Below are 19,292 nucleotides of genomic sequence, written 5' to 3'. Positions count from 1 at the left end.
AGCGCCTCCTGACCGGCCATCCGCTGACAGGAGCGAGCACGAAGGGCCGGCCCCCACAAGGGGCCGGCCCTTCGTCGTGTCTCAGGACTCGTTGAGTACGGCGAGGATCCCCTCGCCGTACTTCGCCAGCTTGTTGTCGCCGACGCCGCTGATGCGGGACAGCTCGGCCAGCGAGGTCGGCGCCTCGGTGGCGATCTGCCGCAGGGTGGCGTCGTGGAAGACCACGTACGCGGGGACGCCCTGTTCCTTGGCGGTGGCCGCCCGCCAGGCGCGGAGCCGCTCGAACACCGGGACGGCGGCCGGGGCGAGGTCGGCCACCACGGTGGCCGCACCCCGCGGCTTGGCGGACCGGCCGGACGTGGGCCGTTCCGGCTCCCGCCGCATGGTGACCGTGCGCCGGCGGCCCAGCACCTCGGCGCTCGCCTCGGTCAGGGCCAGGGTGCCGTAGTCGCCCTCGACGGCGAGCAGGCCCTCGGCGAGCAGTTGTCGCACCACGCCGCGCCACTCGGCCTCGCGCAGGTCGGTGCCGATGCCGAAGGTGCTGAGCGAGTCGTGGCCGTGCTGGTCGATCTTGTCGGTGTGCCTGCCGAGCAGGATGTCGACGCAGTGCCCGGCGCCGAACCGCTGGTTGCGTTCCCGGTCGAGGCGGTAGACGGTGGAGAGCAGCTTCTGCGCGGCGACCGTGCCGTCCCACGACTCCGGCGGCTCCAGGCAGGTGTCGCAGTTGCCGCAGTTGGCGGTGCCGCCCTCGCCGAAGTATTCGAGGAGCTGCGCGCGGCGGCAGCGGACCGTCTCGCAGAGCGCCAGCATGGCGTCGAGGTGGGTGGCCAGGTTGCGCCGGTGGGCCAGGTCGCCCTCCGACGTCTCGATCATCTTGCGCTGCTGCACCACGTCCTGGAGCCCGTACGCCAGCCAGGCCGTCGACGGCAGCCCGTCGCGCCCGGCGCGCCCGGTCTCCTGGTAGTAGCCCTCGACCGACTTGGGCAGGTCGAGGTGGGCGACGAAGCGCACGTCGGGCTTGTCGATGCCCATGCCGAAGGCGATGGTGGCGACCATGACGAGGCCGTCCTCGCGCAGGAAGCGCTGCTGGTTGGCCGCCCTGGTCGCCGCGTCGAGCCCGGCGTGGTAGGGCAGCGCCGGGATGCCGTTGGCGACCAGGAACTCGGCGGTCTTCTCCACGGAGGCGCGGGAGAGGCAGTAGACGATGCCGGCGTCGCCCGGGTGCTCGTCGCGCAGCAGGGCGAGCAGTTGCTTGCGCGGCTCCCGCTTGGGCACGATCCGGTACTGGATGTTGGGCCGGTCGAAGCTGGCCACGAAGTGCCGGGCGTCGGTGAGCTTGAGCCGGGTGGCGATCTCGGTGCGGGTGGCCGCGGTGGCGGTCGCGGTGAGCGCGATGCGCGGCACCCCGGGCCAGCGCTCGTGCAGCATCGACAGGTTGAGGTAGTCGGGGCGGAAGTCGTGCCCCCACTGGGAGACGCAGTGCGCCTCGTCGATCGCGAAGAGCGCGATCCGCCCGCGTTCCAGCAGGGCGACCGTGGAGCGGGTCGCCAGCCCTTCCGGGGCGAGGTAGAGAAGGTCCAACTCGCCGGCGAGGAACGCCGCCTCGACGCGCCGCCGCTCGGTCAGGTCCTGGGTCGAGTTGAGGAACCCGGCCCGGACGCCGACCGCGGTGAGCGCGTCGACCTGGTCCTGCATGAGCGCGATCAGCGGCGAGACGACCACCGCCACGCCGTCGCGGACCAGCGCCGGGATCTGGTAGCAGAGCGACTTGCCGCCCCCGGTCGGCATGAGCACCAGCGCGTCGCCGCCGGCCACCACGTGCTCGACGACCTCGTGCTGGAAGCCGCGGAAGGCGTCGTAGCCGAACACCCGGCGGAGCACCCGCAGGGCGTCCTCGGTCCGCTCATCGGTGGGGGAGACCATCCGCGCAGTCTACGAGCGCCCGCCGACACCGCCCCGCCCCGAACGGGCGCGTGGCGGGAACCGAACCCCCGCAACCCGGCAGCCGGACCTCCGTGCAGCGGCAGCCGGACCTCCGCGCAGCGGCAGCGGACCTCGACAAAACGGACAAGCACCTGTTCCGGTCGTCACCCCGTGGAATCCCGGGCGGGGTCGCAGCCGTTAGAGTCGCTGACTGACCATGCGCGGCCGACCGGCCGCGGCGCCACGGCTGGGGGTAGCGGGTGAGCGAGGCGCGGACGGCGGGAGACCTGGTGCCGACCAACGCGGAGACAGCTCTCGGGCGGCCGGCGCCGGCCGAGGCGGACACCACCCTCGTGGTGGTGACCGGCCTGTCCGGCGGTGGCCGCAGCACGGTGGCCCGGGCGCTGGAGAACGTCGGCTACTACGTGGTGGACAACCTGCCCCAGGCGCTCATGCTGGACATGGCCGAGCTGGCGTTCAAGGCCGGCGGCGCGGCCCGGCGTACGGCGATGGTGCTGGACGTCCGCTCGCGGGCCTTCTCCACCGACCTGGCCGGGGCGATCCGGGAGCTGCGCGAGCGCGGCTTCCAGCCCCGGGTGGTCTTCGTCGACGCCGACGACGAGGTGCTGATCCGCCGCTTCGAGAGCGTGCGCCGCTCGCACCCGTTGCAGGGCGACGGGCGGCTGGCCGACGGGATCGCCGTGGAGCGGGCCCTCCTGGAGGAGGCCCGCGACCAGGCCGACGTGATCATCGACACCAGCCACCTCAACGTGAACCAGCTCCGGCGCCGGGTGGAGGAGCTGTTCGGCGGGGAGGACTCCCGCCGGCTGCGGATCACCGTGCTCTCCTTCGGCTTCAAGTACGGCCTCCCACCGGACGCCGACTTCGTGATGGACGCCCGGTTCCTGCCGAACCCGTACTGGGTGCCGGAGCTGCGCGAGCACACCGGGCGCGAGGAGGCGGTCAGCGCGTACGTGCTGGGCCAGGAGGGGGCGGACGCGTTCGTGGCCGGGTACGCGGACCTGGTCAACGCCACCACCGCCGGTTTCGAGCGGGAGGGCAAGCGCTACCTGACCGTGGCCGTCGGCTGCACCGGGGGCAAGCACCGCAGCGTGGCGATCGCCGAGGAGCTGGCCGCCCGGCTGCGGCGCTCCGGCATCGCCGCCAACGCCCAGCACCGGGACCTGGGGCGGGAATGACCCCGACCAGGGTGGTCGCCTTCGGCGGCGGGCACGGGCTGTCGGCGTCGCTGCGGGCGCTGCGGCACTGCGTACCCGGACTGGACCTGGACATCACCGCGGTGGTCACCGTGGGCGACGACGGCGGCTCCAGCGGCCGGCTGCGCGCGGAGCGCGGCGGCCTGCCCCCGGGCGACCTGCGGCAGGCGCTCGTGGCCCTGGCCGGGGACCACCCGGCCACCCGGCGCAGCGCGGCGCTCTTCCAGCACCGCTTCGCGGCCGCCGGCGGGAGCGGGGGAGCGGCCGGCGTGGGCGGGGGAGCCGCCGATCCGCTCGCCGGCCACGCGGTCGGCAACCTGCTGCTGCACGGGCTGACCGAGCTGCTCGGCGACCCGGTGGTCGCGCTCGACCACGCCGGCGCGATGCTGGGCGCGGTCGGTCGGGTGCTGCCGATGTCCCGGCAGCCGGTCGGCATCGAGGCCCGGGTACGCGGCGCCGACCCGGACCGCCCCGACGAGGTCCGCACGGTGCGCGGCCAGCACCAGGTGGCGGTCACCTCCGGCACGGTCGAGTCGCTGCGGCTCACCCCGGCGGCGCCGGCCGCCTGCGCGGAGGCGGTGACCGCGGTGGCCACGGCCGACTGGCTGATCTTCGGGCCGGGCAGCTGGTACACCAGCGTGCTGCCGCACCTTCTGGTGCCGGGCCTGGCCGAAGCGATCGTCTCCAGCCCGGCGCGTCGGCTGGTGACCCTCAACCTCGTGGCGGAGAAGGAGACCAGCGGGCTCTCCCTTCCCGACCATCTGGACACCCTCCGGCGCTATCTGCCCGAGTTGAAGGTGGACATGGTGTTGGCCGACTCCAAGGCGGTGGGTGATCCCGTGGCGGTGGAACGTGCGGCAGAATCGCTGGGTGCCCGGCTGGTCCTCGCTCCTGTCGCCGTCACCGACGGCACGCCCCGTCATGATCCGGCCGCCCTGGGCGCCGCGCTGGTGCCTGTCCTGGGCGCCGATCGTTAGACACGTACGTAATCACCGGCGACACGCCGGAACCGGTCCGTGAGGGGGCGCGCAACATGGCGATGACGGCTGCGGTCAAGGACGAGCTGAGTCGGGTCGACGTGCCCAAGCCCTGCTGCCGGCGGGCGGAGATGGCGGCCCTGCTCCGGTTCGCGGGCGGCCTGCACATCGTGTCGGGTCGCGTCGTGGTCGAGGCGGAGCTGGACACCGGCGCGGTGGCCCGGCGGCTCCGCCGGGAGATCGCCGAGGTCTACGGCTACCCGAGCGAGATCCACGTGCTCGCCTCGGGCGGCCTGCGCAAGGGCAGCCACTTCATCGTGCGGGTGGTCAAGGACGGCGAGGCCCTCGCCCGGCAGACCGGCCTGCTGGACGTCCGGGGCCGCCCGGTGCGCGGCCTGCCGCCGCACGTGGTGGCCGCCAACGTCTGCTGCGCGGTGTCCGCCTGGCGGGGCGCGTTCATGGCGCACGGCTCGCTGACCGAGCCGGGCCGCTCCAGCGCCCTGGAGATCACCTGCCCGGGGCCGGAGTCCGCGCTGGCCCTGGTCGGCGCGGCGCGCCGGATCGGCATCACCGCCAAGAACCGCGAGGTGCGCGGGGTGGACCGGGTGGTCGTCAAGGACGGCGACGGGATCGCCGCGCTGCTCACCCGCATCGGCGCCCACTCCAGTGTGCTCGCCTGGGAGGAACGGCGGGTGCGCCGCGAGGTGCGGGCCACCGCGAACCGACTGGCCAACTTCGACGACGCCAACCTGCGCCGCTCGGCCCGCGCCGCGGTGGCCGCCGCCGCCCGGGTCACCCGGGCGCTGGAGATCCTCGCCGAGGACGCCCCCAACCACCTGACCTCGGCGGGCCGGCTGCGGCTGGAGCACCGGCAGGCGTCGCTGGAGGAGTTGGGTGCGCTGGCCGATCCGCCGCTGACCAAGGACGCCATCGCCGGCCGGATCCGCCGGCTGCTCGCGCTGGCCGACAAGCGGGCCCGCGACCTGGGCATCCCGGATACCGAAGCGGCCGTCACGCCCGACATGCTCGTGGTCTGATAGGACCAGTGAGGCGTCGAGTTGCGAGGGGGATCACCACCCGCCGCAGCGCGGCGGCGCGCGCTCGGATAAGGTCGCTGCGTACGGCAAGGGGGCCGGCAAAGGCATCCCTCGCCGTGCTCACCGCCTCGGGCGGTCTGGTCTCCTGGGACCGCGGCGGGGTGGCCGAGATGAACCGTCAACGGCCGGATCCACCGGTCGGCGAACAATCTCCGCCGGCCGGGTCTGACGCCGGCGGACCAGAACGCGAGGAGATGGGACCTGTGACCATCCGGGTTGGCATCAACGGCTTCGGCCGGATCGGCCGCAACTTCTTCCGGGCAGTGCTGGCGTCCGGCGCTGACATCGAGGTCGTGGCGGTCAACGACCTGACCGACAACGCGACGCTCGCCCACCTTGTCAAGTACGACAGCATCCTGGGTCGCCTCCCGCACGAGGTGAAGGCCACCGCCGACGAGATCACCGTGGGCGGCAAGAGCATCAAGGTGTACGAGGAGAAGGACCCCGGCAAGCTGCCGTGGGGCGAGATCGGCGTCGACGTCGTCATCGAGTCCACCGGTTTCTTCACCGACGCCACCAAGGCGAAGGCGCACGTCGACGGCGGGGCCAAGAAGGTCATCATCTCCGCCCCGGCGAAGAACGAGGACGTCACCCTGGTCATGGGCGTCAACCAGGACCAGTACGACCCCGCCAAGCACACGATCATCTCGAACGCCTCCTGCACCACCAACTGCCTCGCCCCGATGGCCAAGGTGCTGCACGACACGTTCGGCATCCAGCAGGGTCTGATGACGACCATCCACGCGTACACGCAGGACCAGAACCTGCAGGACGCGCCGCACAAGGACCTCCGCCGGGCCCGGGCCGCGGCGCTCAACATCGTGCCGACCTCGACCGGCGCCGCGAAGGCGATCGGCCTGGTCCTGCCGGACCTCAAGGGCAAGCTGGACGGCTACGCGCTGCGCGTGCCGATCCCGACCGGCTCCGTCACCGACCTGACCGTCACGGTCGGCCGGGAGACCACGGTGGACGAGGTCAACGCCGCGCTCAAGGCGGCCGCGGACGGCCCGCTCAAGGGCATCCTGATCTACAACGACGACGCGATCGTCTCCTCGGACATCGTCACCGACCCGGCGTCCTGCATCTTCGACGCGCCGCTGACCAAGGTGATCGGCAACCAGGTCAAGGTCGTCGGCTGGTACGACAACGAGTGGGGCTACTCGAACCGCCTGGTCGACCTGGTCAAGCTGGTGGGTTCGTCGCTGTGAGCATCCGCAACCTCGACGACCTGCTCGCCGAGGGGGTGTCGGGTCGGCGCGTGCTGGTGCGCGCCGACCTGAACGTCCCGCTCGACAAGCAGAGCGGTGAGATCACCGACGACGGCCGCATCCGGGCCGTGCTGCCGACCCTGAGCGCGCTGGTCGAGGCCGGCGCCAAGGTGGTCGTCTGCTCGCACCTGGGCCGCCCGAAGGGCGCGCCGGACCCGCAGTTCAGCCTCCGCCCGGTCGCCGGGCGGCTCGGTGAGCTGCTCGGCGCGCCGGTGCGCTTCGCCGAGGACACCGTCGGCGACTCGGCCCGGTCCACCGTGGAGGGGCTGGCCGACGGCCAGGTCGCCCTGCTGGAGAACCTGCGCTTCAACAAGGGTGAGACCAGCAAGGACGACGCCGAGCGGGGCGCCTTCGCCGACCAGCTCGCCGCCTTCGGCGACGCGTACGTCGACGACGCCTTCGGCGCCGTGCATCGCAAGCACGCCAGCGTCCACGACGTGCCGGCCCGGCTGCCGCACTTTGCCGGCCGGCTCGTGCTGCGCGAGGTGGAGGTGCTCGGCAAGCTCACCGGCGACCCGGAGCGGCCGTACGTGGTGGTGCTGGGCGGCTCCAAGGTCTCCGACAAGCTGGCCGTGATCGAGGCCCTGCTGCCGAAGGTCGACCAGCTGCTCATCGGCGGCGGCATGTGCTTCACCTTCCTCAAGGCCCAGGGCCACGAGGTGGGCACCTCGCTGCTCGAGGAGGAGATGGTCGAGACCTGCCGCAACCTGATGGAGCGTGAGCCCGGCAAGATCATGCTGCCGGTCGACGTGGTGGCCGCGGACGCGTTCGCGCCGGACGCCGCGCACGACGTCGTGCCCGCCGACGGCATCCCGAGCCACCGCCTGGGCCTGGACATCGGCCCGGAGACGGTGGCCGGCTTCGCCGCCGCGCTGTCGCAGGCGAAGACCATCTTCTGGAACGGCCCGATGGGTGTGTTCGAGATGGCCGCGTTCGCCAACGGCACCCGGGGCGTCGCCGAGGCGATCACGAAGGCCGACGCGTTCAGCGTGGTCGGTGGCGGTGACTCCGCCGCCGCGGTGCGGGCGCTCGGGCTGGACGAGTCGTCCTTCGGCCACATCTCCACGGGCGGCGGCGCCTCCCTGGAATACCTCGAGGGCAAGACCCTCCCCGGCATCGCGGCCCTGGAGAACTGAATGGCGAGCACCACCCGCCGGCCGCTGATGGCCGGCAACTGGAAGATGAATTTGAACCACCTCGAGGCGAACCTGCTGGTGCAGAAGCTGGCCGCGAGCCTCAACGAGAAGCAGCTCACCGAGGTCGAGACGGTGGTCCTGCCGCCGTTCACCGACCTGCGCACCGTGCAGACGGCGGTGGACGGCGACAAGCTGCTGATCGGCTACGGCGCGCAGGACCTGTCGCCGTACCAGTCGGGCGCGTACACCGGGGACATCGCCGGGCCGATGCTCGCCAAGCTGGGCTGCACCTACGTGGTGGTCGGCCACTCCGAGCGGCGGCAGTACCACTACGAGGACGACGCGCTGGTCAACGCCAAGGTGGCCGCCGCGCTGGCGAACGGGCTCAGCCCGATCCTCTGCATCGGCGAGGGGCTGGAGATCCGCGAGCAGCTCCGGCACGTGCAGCACTGCTGCGACCAGCTCGACGGTGCGCTGAAGGGGCTCACCCCGGAGCAGGTCACCAAGGTCGTCGTGGCCTACGAGCCGGTCTGGGCGATCGGCACCGGCAAGACGGCGACCCCGGACGACGCCCAGGAGGTCTGCGGCGAGGTGCGCAAGCGCCTGGTGGAGACCTTCGGCCAGGACACCGCGGACCAGGTCCGGATCCTCTACGGCGGGTCGGTGAAGTCGTCGAACGTCGCCGCGATCATGGCCCAGCCGGACGTGGACGGGGCCCTGGTCGGCGGCGCCAGCCTGGACGCCGAGGAATTCGCGCAGATCTGCCGGTTCCCGGAGCACATCGCCCGCTGATCGCTCGCTATCCTTGACGCTGCCCGCCCACCGGTCGGTGCCGCCGTGCCCGACAGGACCGGGCAGTGTTCGCAACGAGAGGACTGACCCCCGCCATGCCGATCTGGTTCGCCTACACGATGATCGTGTTGCTGGTCATCACGAGCATCCTGCTCACCCTGCTGATCCTCCTGCACCGTGGTAAGGGTGGCGGGTTGTCGAGCATGTTCGGCGGCGGTGTCAGCTCCAGCCTGGCCGGTTCGTCGGTGGCCGAGAAGAACCTCGACCGCTACACCGTTCTGGTCGGGATCATCTGGTTCGCGTGCATCGTCGGGATCGGGCTGTGGCTCCGGCTCCAGCTCGGCAGCGGCGCCTGAGCGAGCGCTCCGAGTCGTACAATCTGCGCGCGGTCCGTCACGGACCGCGCGCAGTTTTGTTTCTCCGCGCGTCGCCCGCCGCCCGCCCCGCAAGCGGCGGTCCCCTCCGACGACAGGAGCGAGCAGCCGTGTCCAGTGGCAACGTCATCCGCGGCACCCGCATCGGGTCCGCCCCCGAGCGCTTCGACCAGCACGTCGAGCCGGCGCCCCGCCGGCCGGTCACCTACTGGTGCGTGAACGCCCACCGCGTCCAGTTCCTCATCGCCGCCGAGGCGGAGGCCCCGGAGACCTGGGACTGCCCGCGCTGCGGCGAGCCGGCCGGCCCCGACCCGGGCAACCCGCCCGGCCGGGCTCGGGCCGAGCCCTACAAGACCCACCTGGCGTACGTGCAGGAACGCCGCACCCCGGAGCAGGGCGAGGCGCTGCTCGCCGAGGCCCTGGAGACGCTGCGCCGGCGGCGCGGGCGGGCCTGAGCACGCGGGAGCCCCGACCCGCCCGGGCCGGGGCTCCTCCGTTCGTTCAGCGCAGGCTGCGCAGGCGGGGCGGCACGTCGGCCGCCGCCGCCCGGTCCAGCAGCCAGAGGGTACGGGACACCCCGCGCACCCCGGCCGCCGGAAGCTGCACCGGCCCGGCCCCGGCGAGGGCCATCCCGACCGCCCGGGCCTTGTCCGCCCCGGCGGCCACCAGCCAGACCTCCTCGGCCGTGTTGATCGCCGGCAGGGTCAGCGTGGTCCGCACGGGCGGCGGCTTTGGGCTGCCGCGTACCGCGCTGACCGGGCGGTTGTCGTGGTGCACCGGGTGCTCGGGGAAGACCGAGGCCACGTGCCCGTCCTCGCCGACACCGAGCATCAGCACGTCGAAGTGGGGGAGAGCGGCCGTGCCCGGCCGGGCGGCCCGGGCCAGCTCCTGCGCGTACCCGGCGGCGGCCGCCTCCGGGTCGTTGCCGGCCGGCCCGTCCGAGGCCGGCATCGGGTGGATGCGGGCCGGGTCCAGCGGGACCACGTCCAGCAGCGCCGCCCGGGCCTGGGTCTCGTTGCGCTCCGGATCACCGGCCGGCAGGAACCGCTCGTCGCCCCACCAGACGTCGACGCGGGACCAGTCGACGGCGTCGCGGGCCGGCAGCTGGGTCACCGCCCGGTAGACCGCCGCGGCGATCCGGCCGCCGGTCAGCACCACCGACGCCTGGCCCCGCTCGGCCTGCGCGTCGAGCAGCTTCACCACCAGCCGGGCCGCCACCGCCTGCGCCAGCAGGTCGGGGTCGGCGTGTACGGCGACACTCGCCTCACTCATCCATCGCGCCTTCGTGTTCCGACCGCCCCACGGCGGTCACCTGTGCTGTCCGACCGCTCACTCGTTGGCGGTCGCGCCGGCGTGCGCGGTGACCCCGGCCTCGGCCCGCTGGGCGGTCGCCGGATCCTTCCACACGTGCACCCGCTGGGCCGGTCGCTGGTCCAGCCCCGTCAGCCCGGCGGTCGCGCCGAGCGTCTCGGCGTAGACCTGGTCGGCGTCGAGGCGGCGCAGCTCCTCGGCCAGCTCGTCACCGAGCGGCCGGCGGACCAGCGGCAGCGTCCGGTCCTCCTGCCCGGTACGCCGGAAGATGGCCACGCTGTCGTCCCGGGTCAGCGTCAGCCGGTCGCCGTTGGCGCAGCGCAGCTGCACCTCGCGCATGCGGGGGAACTCGTCGGTGTGCTCCCAGACCGGGTCGATGCCGAGCCGGGCGGCCAGCCAACCGCGCATGAGGGCCGCCGTCGGGTCGGTCCGCGGCGCCACCACGGTCGCCTCGGTGACCCGGGCCTGCGTGGTGTCGAACGCCCCGGCGACCAGGGTGCGCCACGGGGTGATCCGGGTCCAGGCCAGGTCGGTGTCGCCCGGGGCGTAGTCCGCGGCCCGCTGGAGCAGCGCGGCGATCGGGTCGGCGGCCTGCGCCGAGTCGGTGATCCGCCGGTCGGCCACCACGCCGAGGAAGTCGGTGGCGATCTCCTCCGGCGGCTCGCCGTGCCACCAGGTCACCACCGGCACGTCCGGCACCAGCAGCGGCATGACGACCGACTCGGCGTGCAGCGCGAGCCGGCCGTACATCCGGGTCACCACGGCCTCGCACGGGCCGAGCCGGCCACCGACGACGATCTCCGCGTCCAGCCGGTTGCGGTCCCGCTCGACGTCGGAGCGGACCACCACGAGCAGCCGGCACGGGTGGGCGGCGGCCGCGATCGTCGCCGCCGCCTCGGCCTCCCGGACCCGCTTCTCGTCGACCACCACGATCAACGTGAGCGCCATCCCGCTGGCCACCCCGCCCGCGCTGCGCCGCTCGGCGGCGAGCGCCTTGACCACCTCGTTCCCGGTGGTGTCCCACAAGCCGATCAACGGAACCTCCTGGTTCGCTCGCAGTGCTCGCTCACGCTCTCCGCCAGGACCGGCCGTCGCGGGCCAGCATCTCGTCGGCGGCCCGGGGGCCCCACTCGCCGGCCCGGTACGGCTCCGGCTTGGTGCCCGCCCAGGCGTGCTCCAGCGGGTCCACCACCTGCCAGCTCTGCTCGACCTCGGCGGCGTCCGGGAACAGCGTCCGGTCGCCGATCAGCACGTCCAGCACCAGCCGCTCGTACGCCTCGGGGCTGGACTCGGTGAACGCCTCGCCGTACTGGAAGTCCATCGCGATGTCGCGGACCTCCATGGTGGTGCCGGGCACCTTGGAGCCGAACTTCAGCACCACGCCCTCGTCCGGCTGGACCCGGATGACGAGCTGGTTGGGGCCGAGCGACTCCATGTCGGCCGGGTTGAACGGCAGGTGCGGGGCCTTCTTGAACACGATGGCCACCTCGGTGACCCGTCGGGGCAGCCGCTTGCCGGCCCGGATGTAGAACGGCACCCCGGCCCAGCGCCGGTTCTGGATGCCCAGCTTCACGGCCACGTACGTCTCGGTGGTGGAGTCCGGCGGGACGCCCTTTTCGTCGAGGTAGCCGACGGCGCGCTCGCCACCCACCCAGCCGGGCAGGTACTGGCCGCGGACGGTGTCCCGGGAGACGTCGTGCGGCACCGTGATGGCCTTGAGCACCTTGAGCTTCTCGGTGCGGATCTCGTCGGCGTCGAAGCTGGTCGGCTCCTCCATGGCCACCAGGGCGAGCAGCTGGAGCAGGTGGTTCTGGAGCACGTCCCGGGCCGTGCCGACCGAGTCGTAGAAGGCGGCCCGGCTACCGATGCCGACGTCCTCGGCCATGGTGATCTGCACCGAGTCGACGTACTTGGAGTTCCACAGCGGCTCGAACAGGTTGTTGGCGAACCGCAGGGCCAGGATGTTCTGGACCGTCTCCTTGCCCAGGTAGTGGTCGATCCGGAAGACGTCCTGCCGGGTGAAGACGTCGTCGACCAGGTCGTTGAGCGCCTTCGCCGAGGGCAGGTCGTTGCCGAACGGCTTCTCCACCACCACCCGGCGCCAGCCGCCGGACTTGGCGTTGTCGGCCATGCCGGTGCGGGCGAGCTGCTTGAGCACCACGGGGAAGGCCGCCGGGGGGATGGAGAAGTAGAAGGCGGCGTTGCCCGGGATGCCGTGGGTGTCGCGCAGCTCGTCCAGGGTGGCGGCGAGGTGGTCGAAGGCGGCGTCGTCGTCGAACGAGCCCCCGACGAACTTGATGTTGCCGGCGAGCCGCGCCCAGACCTCCTCCCGCCACGGGGTGCGGGCGTGCTTCTTGGCCGCCTCGTAGGCCAGCCCCTCGAAGTCGCCGTCGCCCCAGTCGCGCCGGGCGAAGCCCAGGACCACGAAACCGGGCGGCAGCAGCCCCCGGTTCGCCAGGTCGTAGACCGCCGGCAAGAGCTTCTTGCGGGCCAGGTCGCCGGTCACGCCGAAGATCACCAGAGCGCACGGCTCCGGGATCCGTGGCAGCCGGCGGTCCTGAGGATCGCGCAGCGGGTTCCCTGCGCTGTCCTCGGTTCGCGACTGCGGGGCTCGCAGGACCGGCTCACTCCTCGCGCTCACGGTGCCTCCTCGCTCCGCCGATGTCACGTCATTCATCGTCACGTCAGTGTCCGTCCGGCCGCATCCATTAGCTGGGCGACGCCCGCCGCCCGCTCGGTCAGGTGCAGGCGCAGCACCGGCCGCCCGCGATCGGCGAGGGCCCGCCGGTCGCCGGCGGCCTGGGCCGCCTGAAGGTCTCCGAAGGTGTACGGGCGGCCGGGCACCGGTAGGTCGTCGGTGACCGCGCCGGTCACCTGGAGGTGGCTGCCGGCCCGCGGGCCGCCCTTGTGGTACTGCCCGGTCGAGTGCAGGTACCGCGGCCCCCACCCGAAGGTGACCGGCTGCGGGGTCGCCCGCGCCAGCAGCGGGCGCAGCCCCGCCACCGCCGCGTCGGCCCACCGGTCGAGGTACGCGGACACCGCCAGGTAGCCGTCGTCGCCCAGCCCGTCGAGCAGCCAGCGCAGCGCGCCGGCCAGGTCGGCGGGGACCCCGGCCGGGGCGTACACCTCGACGGCGCCGTCGGTGGACGACGGCGACTCCGCCGGCGGACCGGCGGCGAGCAGCCGGGCGGTGTGCTCCTTGCTCCCGGCGACGTCCGGCTGGTCGAAGGGGTCGACGTCGAGCACGGCGGCGGCGACCGCGGTGGCGTACTCCCAGGTGAGGAACTGCGCGCCGAGCGGACCGTTGACCGCCACGTCGGCGGGGCCGGGCGCGACGCCCGGGCCGAGGGCGCCGCCGTAGCTCACGGTCAGCACGCCCGGGCCGGTGGCGCCGGGGGCGTCCGGGGACTCGACCACCACCGGCAGGATGCCCCGGCCGGCCTTGCCGGTGGACTCGGCGAGCAGTTGCTCGACCCAGTCGCCCAGCCCGTCGAGCCCGGTGCCGTCGGACACCAGCGCGACGGTGGCCCGGCCACTCGTGGCCGCCGCGCCGAGCGCCGCCCCGAGGGCCAGGCCCGGGTTGTCCCGGTCCCGGTCGAGCGCGCCGGCGAGGGCCTCGGCGTCGTCCAGCAGGTCGGCGACGGGCACGCCGGCCAGGGCCGCGGGGGTCAGCCCGAACGCGGTGAGCGCCGAGTAGCGGCCGCCCACCTCCGGGTCGGACTGGATCACGACCACGCCCAGCTCGTCGGCGACCGACTCCAGCGGGGAGCCGGGGTCGGTCACCACGACGAAGTGCCGGGCGGCCTCCGCCTCGGTCAACCCGGCGTCCAGGAACGCCTGGAGGTACGCCCGCCGGACGGTGTCGGTCTCCACCGTGTCGCCGGACTTGCTGGCGACCACCACCACGGTGCGCTCCAGCCGGTCGGCCAGGGCCGCGCGGACCTGGCCGGGGTCGGTGGTGTCCAGCACGGTCAGCGGCCGGCCGAGGGTCCGGGCCAGCACCTGCGGGGCGAGCGAGGAGCCGCCCATGCCGGCCAGCACCACGTGGTCCAGGTCGGCCAGCTCCTCGGCCAGCTCGGCGAGCTGGGGGAGCAGCTCCCGGCTCCGCGCATGGGTGTCCAGCCAACCCAGCCGGGTGCGCGCCGTCGCCTCGGCCTCCGGCCCCCACAGGGTCGGGTCCTTGGCGGCGAGCCGGGCGGGGAAATCCGCGGCGACCAGCGCGGCCCGCACGGACGCGGGTGCCGACCCGTCGACCGCGTCGGCGCCGTGCACGGCCAGCCCGGCGGCGATGTCCGCCCGACCGGCCAGCAGGTCGCTCACCTCACCACCCCGTCCGCGTGGCGTGGCGCGTCCCGGGGCGTCGCCCCGGGACGCGTCCGGCGCCGTCCGTCACGCGTTGCCCCCGGCCTTTTCGGCGGCCTGCGCGTTGCCCTTGGCGGCCCGGTTGGGCTGCCCGGTGCCCTTGCCCGCCTCGGCGAGGGACTTCTTGACCCCGTCGAGCAGCTCCAACCAGCTCGCCTCGAACTTCTCGACGCCCTCCCGCTCGAGGGTGGCGATCACGTCCGCCATGTCCACGCCGACCGCCTCCAGGTCGGTGAACACCTTGCGGGCCGCGTCGTACGAGCCGGTGATGGTGTCCTTGCGGGTCTCGCCGTGGTCGGCGAAGGCGTGGATGACCGGTTCCGGCATGGTGTTGACCGTGCCGGGCGCGATCAGCTCCTCGACGTAGATGACGTCCCGGTAGTCCGGGTTCTTGGTCGAGGTGGAGGCCCACAGCGGGCGCTGCGGGTGGGCGCCGGCGTCGGCCAGCTTCTTCCACCGGTCGGAGCTGAAGACCTCGCTGTACCGCTCGTACGCCAGCTTGGCGTTGGCGATGGCCGCCTTGCCGCGCAGCGCCTTCGCCTCGTCGGAGCCGATCTTCTCCAGCCGCTTGTCCACCTCGGTGTCGACCCGGGAGACGAAGAACGAGGCGACCGAGCCGATCTTCGACAGGTCGTGCCCGTTCGCCTTCGCCTGCTCCAGACCGGCCAGGAACGCCTCCATGACCTGCGAGTACCGGTCCAGGCCGAAGATCAGCGTGACGTTCACGCTGATCCCCTCGGCCAGGGTCGCGGTGATCGCCGGCAGGCCCGCCTCGGTGGCGGGGATCTTGATGAACAGGTTCGGCCGGTCGACCAGCCACCAGAGCGCCTTGGCCTCGGCGACGCTCCGGTCGGACTCGTGGGCCAGCCGCGGGTCGACCTCGATCGACACCCGGCCGTCCACCCCGGCGCTCTTGTCGTACGACGGGCGCATCACGTCGCAGGCCCACCGCACGTCGTACGTGGTGAGCATGCGGACCGCCTCTTCGACGTCGACGCCGCGGATGGCGAGGTCACGAAGCTGCCAGTTGTACTCGTCGGCGTCGCTCAGCGCCTTCGCGAAGATCGTCGGGTTGGTGGTCACACCGGCCACGTGCTGCTCCCGGCGGAGCTTGTCCAGCCCGCCGGAGCTGAGTCGTACCCGGGAAAGATCGTCCAGCCAGATCGCCACACCAGCGGCCTGGAGCTCCCTCAGCCTGTCCGTCATGCCGTCCACGCTCCCCTCAGTTGCCGGTCGTGAAACCGGTGATGTCGCCCACCCGGGTCAGCGCCGCGTGCGCGGCGGCCACGATCCGGTCGGGGGTGAACCCGAACTGCTCGAAGAGCACGGAGTGCGGCGCGCTCGCCCCGTAGTGCTCCAGGCTCACGCTCTCGCCGCTGTCGCCGACGATCGCCCGCCAGGACATGCCGATGCCCGCCTCCACGCTCACCCGTGCCTTTACCCCGCGCGGCAGCACCGACTCCCGGTACGCCTCGTCCTGCGCGAAGAACCACTCCTGGCAGGGCATGGAGACGACCCGGGTGGGGGTGCCGTCGGCCTCCAGCCGCTCCCGGGCGGTGAGGCAGAGCTGCACCTCGGAGCCGGTGCCCACGATGATCACCTGGGGCCTGCCGCCGGACGCCTCGGCCAGCACGTAGCCGCCCTTCGCGGTGCCCTCCGCGCCGGCCAGGTCGGTGCGGTCGAGGGTCGGCAGCGCCTGCCGGCTGAGCGCCAGCGCGGTGGGCCGGTCGGTGTGCTCCAGGGCCTGCCGCCAGGCCCAGGCGGTCTCGTTGGCGTCGGCCGGGCGGACCACGTCCAGGCCGGGGATGGCGCGCAGCGCGGTCAGGTGCTCCACCGGCTGGTGGGTCGGGCCGTCCTCGCCGAGGCCGATCGAGTCGTGCGTCCAGACGTAGACCACCGGGAGCTTCATCAGCGCGGCGAGCCGCACCGAGGGGCGCATGTAGTCGCTGAACACCAGGAACGTGCCGCCGTACGGGCGGGTGCCGCCGTGCAGGGCGATGCCGTTGAGGATCGCTCCCATGGCGTGCTCGCGGATGCCGAAGTGCAGGGTGCGGCCGTACTCGTCGCCCGGGAAGTCCTTGGTGGCGTGCTCGGCCGGGACGAAGGACGGCTCGCCCTTCATGGTGGTGTTGTTGCTCTCCGCGAGGTCGGCGGAGCCGCCCCACAGCTCGGGCAGCACCGGGGCGAGGGCCTCCAGGACCTTGCCGGAGGCGGCCCGGGTGGCCACGCCCTTGGCGTCGGCCGGGAAGGTCGGCAGCGCGTCGGTCCAGCCCGTCGGGAGGGTCCGGGTGGACATCCGCTCCCACAGCGCCTTGCGCTCCGGGTTGGCCTGCGCCCAGGCGTCGAACGTGGTGGTCCACGCCGCCTGCGCCTCGGCGCCCCGGTCCATGACCTGGCGGGCGTGCTTGAGCACCTCGTCATCGACCTGGAAGGTGCGCTCCGGGTCGAAGCCGAGGATCTGCTTGGTGGCCTTCACCTCGTCGGCGCCGAGCGCCGAGCCGTGGATCTTGCCGGTGTTCTGCTTGTTGGGGGCGGGCCAGCCGATGATGGTGCGCAGCGCGATGAAGGAGGGGCGGTCGGTTTCCGCCTTCGCGGCCAGCAGCGCCTCGTAGAGGGCGTCGACGTCCTCGTGGTAGTCGCCCTGGTCGGCGTCGCCGCGGCGCCAGTCGACCGTCTGGACGTGCCAGCCGTACGCCTCGTACCGTGCGGCCACGTCCTCGCTCTTGGCGATCCGGGTGTCGTCCTCGATCGAGATCTCGTTGTCGTCGTAGATCAGGCAGAGGTTGCCGAGCTGCTGGTGGGCGGCGAGGGCGCTCGCCTCGTGGCTGATGCCCTCCTCGATGTCGCCGTCCGAGGCGATGCACCAGACGTCGTGGCGGAACGGGGAGTCGGCCCGGTCCGGCTCCGGGTCGAACAGGCCGCGCTCGCGGCGGGCCGCCATCGCCATGCCGACCGCGTTGCCGATGCCCTGGCCGAGCGGGCCCGTGGTGGTCTCCACGCCCGGGGTGTGGCCGTGCTCCGGGTGGCCCGGGGTGAGGGAGCCCCACTGGCGCAGCGCCTTGAGGTCGTCCAGGGCCAGCGGGTAGCCGGAGAGGAAGAGCTGGATGTAGAGGGTCAGGCTGGAGTGCCCGGCGGACAGCACGAACCGGTCCCGGCCGGGCCAGTTCGGGTCGGCCGGGTTGTGCCGCATGACCCGGTTGAAGAGCAGGTACGCCGCCGGGGCGAGGCTCATGGCCGTGCCCGGGTGGCCGTTGCCGGATTTCTCCACGGCGTCCATGGCCAGCACGCGGACCGTGTCGACGGCCCTGCGGTCGAGGTCGGACCAGTTGAGAGCGGGAAGCTCGGGTCGGTTGGCAGCCACGATGGTTGTGCTCCTCGGCAGATGGGCGGAACCCTCACTGATGACCCTATCGAGCGGCCCTAAACGTCCGCCCGGGGATCTCTGCATGCTCTTCTGTACGTGTCCGACCGAATCGGCCGTTCAACCCGGGGTGTGACGGCCCGCACCGTTGCCGGGTCTCCGGGGCAGCCAAAACGACGCCGCGTAGTGTGTGGGGCGGTGTGTGGACCCCGAGGGGTCCGGGCCGACCCCGACCTCCCCTGCCGAAGCCGGAAGGTGGCAATCCGTGAGCATGATCACCGAGCGCCCCGTCAGCGACTCTGCCGGGCAGCCGCCGGTGCGCACGGTGACGGAGGTGTCGGCGACCGGTCGGCGGGACGTACGGGCCGTGGTGGCCGCGTACGTGGCGCTCACCAAGCCCCGGATCGTCGAGCTGCTGCTGGTCACCACCGTGCCGGCCATGATGCTGGCCGACGGCGGCCTGCCGTCGCTCTGGCTGGTGGCCGTGGTGCTGGTCGGCGGCTCGCTCGCGGCGGGCGCGGCCAGCGTGCTCAACTGCTACATCGACCGGGACATCGACCAGTTGATGCGGCGCACCAAGCGTCGGCCGCTGCCGGCGCACACGGTGTCGCCGCGCAACGCGCTGGTCTTCGGCCTGGTCCTCGCCGTGGTCTCGGTGGCGCTGATGGCCGTCGCCACCAACTGGCTGGCCGCCGGGCTGACCCTCGCGGCGATCGCCTACTACGACCTGGTCTACACGCTCTGGCTGAAGCGCACCACGGCCGCCAACACCTTCTGGGGCGGCGCCTGCGGGGCCGCGCCGGTGCTGATCGGCTGGGCGGCGGTCACCGGCTCCCTGGCCCCGGCCGCGTGGGGCCTGTTCGCGGTGGTGTTCTTCTGGCAGATGCCGCACTTCTACGCGCTGGCCATCAAGTACAAGTCCGACTACGCCCGGGCCGGCATCCCGATGCTGCCGGTGGTGGCCTCGGTCCGCCGGGTCAACGCGGAGATCATCCTCTTCTCCTGGCTGACTCTGCTCTCGTCGCTGGCCGTGTGGCCGCTCGGCATGAGCCCGATCTACGGCGTCACCGCCCTGGTGGTCGGCGGCATCTTCGTCGTCGAGGCGCACAAGCTCTGCCGGCGGGCGGCGCGGGGCGAGGCGGTAAAGCCGATGCGGCTGTTCCACTGGTCCACCACCTACCTCACGATCCTGTTTGCGGCCGTCGCCCTCGACGCGCTGATCTAGTGCGGCGCCGGCACTGACCGGAGTGGATGGTTTCCGCCTGTCCGGGATTTCATCAGAATTTTTTTTCGGCCTGAGCCGGACCGGCTCAACCCGGACAGACTGTGACGATCTTCCCCGCCCGGTTTACCCAGACATAGGCGACATGTACGGGCGAATTACCTGTGGTCTTCCTTAAACCTGTAGGTAATTGGCATCACATTCAGTTCATCGTTCTCGCACATCCGGGTGGATGTCTGCTTAGGCTTCGCG

At 72.7% G+C, this 19,292-nt stretch carries 16 protein-coding genes; 9 read left to right on the top strand and 7 right to left on the bottom strand.

The genetic code is table 11. The annotated features are described in order from the left end of the window. Positions 1–81 precede the first annotated feature (81 nt). Entirely contained in the window at positions 82–1,923 is a 1,842-nt protein-coding gene (gene recQ / locus FXF50_RS27410) for a DNA helicase RecQ (protein WP_148431811.1), read from the bottom strand. A gap of 290 nt (positions 1,924–2,213) precedes the next feature. Between recQ and rapZ the strand changes: the two genes are divergently transcribed. The 8 genes from rapZ (at position 2,214) to FXF50_RS27370 (ending at position 9,239) form a co-directional block, all read left to right on the top strand. After that, positions 2,214–3,122, top strand: a complete 909-nt coding sequence (gene rapZ, locus FXF50_RS27405) for an RNase adapter RapZ (RefSeq protein ID WP_091322417.1) — start codon at positions 2,214–2,216, stop codon at positions 3,120–3,122. Then, positions 3,119–4,117 carry a uridine diphosphate-N-acetylglucosamine-binding protein YvcK gene (gene yvcK / locus FXF50_RS27400; protein ID WP_148431810.1) on the top strand — a complete coding sequence of 333 codons (999 nt, stop codon included), beginning with the start codon at positions 3,119–3,121 and terminating at the stop codon, positions 4,115–4,117. Before rapZ ends, yvcK begins: the two co-directional genes overlap by 4 nt. A 56-nt stretch (positions 4,118–4,173) precedes the next feature. Continuing rightward, positions 4,174–5,154 (top strand): DNA-binding protein WhiA, encoded by a 981-nt coding sequence (gene whiA / locus FXF50_RS27395; protein WP_148431809.1) that lies wholly within the window; start codon positions 4,174–4,176, stop codon positions 5,152–5,154. A gap of 263 nt (positions 5,155–5,417) precedes the next feature. Continuing rightward, on the top strand, positions 5,418–6,422 hold the full coding sequence (gap, locus tag FXF50_RS27390; RefSeq protein WP_148431808.1) for a type I glyceraldehyde-3-phosphate dehydrogenase: 1,005 nt from the start codon (positions 5,418–5,420) through the stop codon (positions 6,420–6,422). After that, complete coding sequence (gene pgk / locus FXF50_RS27385) at positions 6,419–7,618, top strand: phosphoglycerate kinase (RefSeq protein ID WP_148431807.1); 1,200 nt, start codon at positions 6,419–6,421, stop codon at positions 7,616–7,618. The genes gap and pgk overlap by 4 nt, the downstream gene beginning before the upstream one ends. Further along, positions 7,619–8,410 (top strand): triose-phosphate isomerase, encoded by a 792-nt coding sequence (gene tpiA, locus FXF50_RS27380; RefSeq protein WP_148431806.1) that lies wholly within the window; start codon positions 7,619–7,621, stop codon positions 8,408–8,410. A 95-nt stretch (positions 8,411–8,505) separates the two neighbouring features. Beyond that, a complete protein-coding gene (secG, locus tag FXF50_RS27375) occupies positions 8,506–8,766 on the top strand; it encodes a preprotein translocase subunit SecG (RefSeq protein ID WP_148431805.1) in 261 nt (86 codons plus the stop codon). A gap of 128 nt (positions 8,767–8,894) precedes the next feature. Continuing rightward, on the top strand, positions 8,895–9,239 hold the full coding sequence (locus tag FXF50_RS27370) for an RNA polymerase-binding protein RbpA (protein WP_148431804.1): 345 nt from the start codon (positions 8,895–8,897) through the stop codon (positions 9,237–9,239). A gap of 46 nt (positions 9,240–9,285) precedes the next feature. On the opposite strand, the gene pgl is transcribed toward FXF50_RS27370, so the two are convergent. From pgl to tkt, 6 genes are all read right to left on the bottom strand, one after another. Next, positions 9,286–10,056: a 6-phosphogluconolactonase gene (pgl, locus tag FXF50_RS27365; protein WP_148431803.1), complete on the bottom strand. Its 771-nt coding sequence runs from the start codon at positions 10,054–10,056 to the stop codon at positions 9,286–9,288. Between the two features lie 57 nt (positions 10,057–10,113). Beyond that, a complete protein-coding gene (locus FXF50_RS27360; RefSeq protein ID WP_091320766.1) occupies positions 10,114–11,130 on the bottom strand; it encodes a glucose-6-phosphate dehydrogenase assembly protein OpcA in 1,017 nt (338 codons plus the stop codon). Positions 11,131–11,161: 31 nt separating this feature from the next. Further along, entirely contained in the window at positions 11,162–12,772 is a 1,611-nt protein-coding gene (zwf, locus tag FXF50_RS27355; protein ID WP_255510216.1) for a glucose-6-phosphate dehydrogenase, read from the bottom strand. 2 nt (positions 12,773–12,774) lie between these two features. After that, a complete protein-coding gene (locus FXF50_RS27350) occupies positions 12,775–14,415 on the bottom strand; it encodes a glucose-6-phosphate isomerase (RefSeq protein WP_148431802.1) in 1,641 nt (546 codons plus the stop codon). Positions 14,416–14,484: 69 nt separating this feature from the next. Further along, positions 14,485–15,663 (bottom strand): transaldolase, encoded by a 1,179-nt coding sequence (gene tal / locus FXF50_RS27345; protein ID WP_148431801.1) that lies wholly within the window; start codon positions 15,661–15,663, stop codon positions 14,485–14,487. A gap of 16 nt (positions 15,664–15,679) precedes the next feature. Beyond that, the gene (gene tkt / locus FXF50_RS27340; RefSeq protein WP_148431800.1) at positions 15,680–17,818 is read right to left on the bottom strand and encodes a transketolase; all 2,139 of its coding nucleotides are present in this window, start codon (positions 17,816–17,818) and stop codon (positions 15,680–15,682) included. A 265-nt stretch (positions 17,819–18,083) separates the two neighbouring features. Here tkt and FXF50_RS27335 point away from each other — a divergent pair, with 265 nt between their 5' ends. After that, the gene (locus FXF50_RS27335; RefSeq protein ID WP_148431799.1) at positions 18,084–19,043 is read left to right on the top strand and encodes a heme o synthase; all 960 of its coding nucleotides are present in this window, start codon (positions 18,084–18,086) and stop codon (positions 19,041–19,043) included. Positions 19,044–19,292 lie beyond the last annotated feature (249 nt).

Source organism: Micromonospora sp. AP08 (genome assembly GCF_008085935.1).
Lineage (GTDB): Bacteria > Actinomycetota > Actinomycetes > Mycobacteriales > Micromonosporaceae > Micromonospora > Micromonospora chersina.
This window is presented reverse-complemented; position numbering and strand designations above follow the sequence as displayed.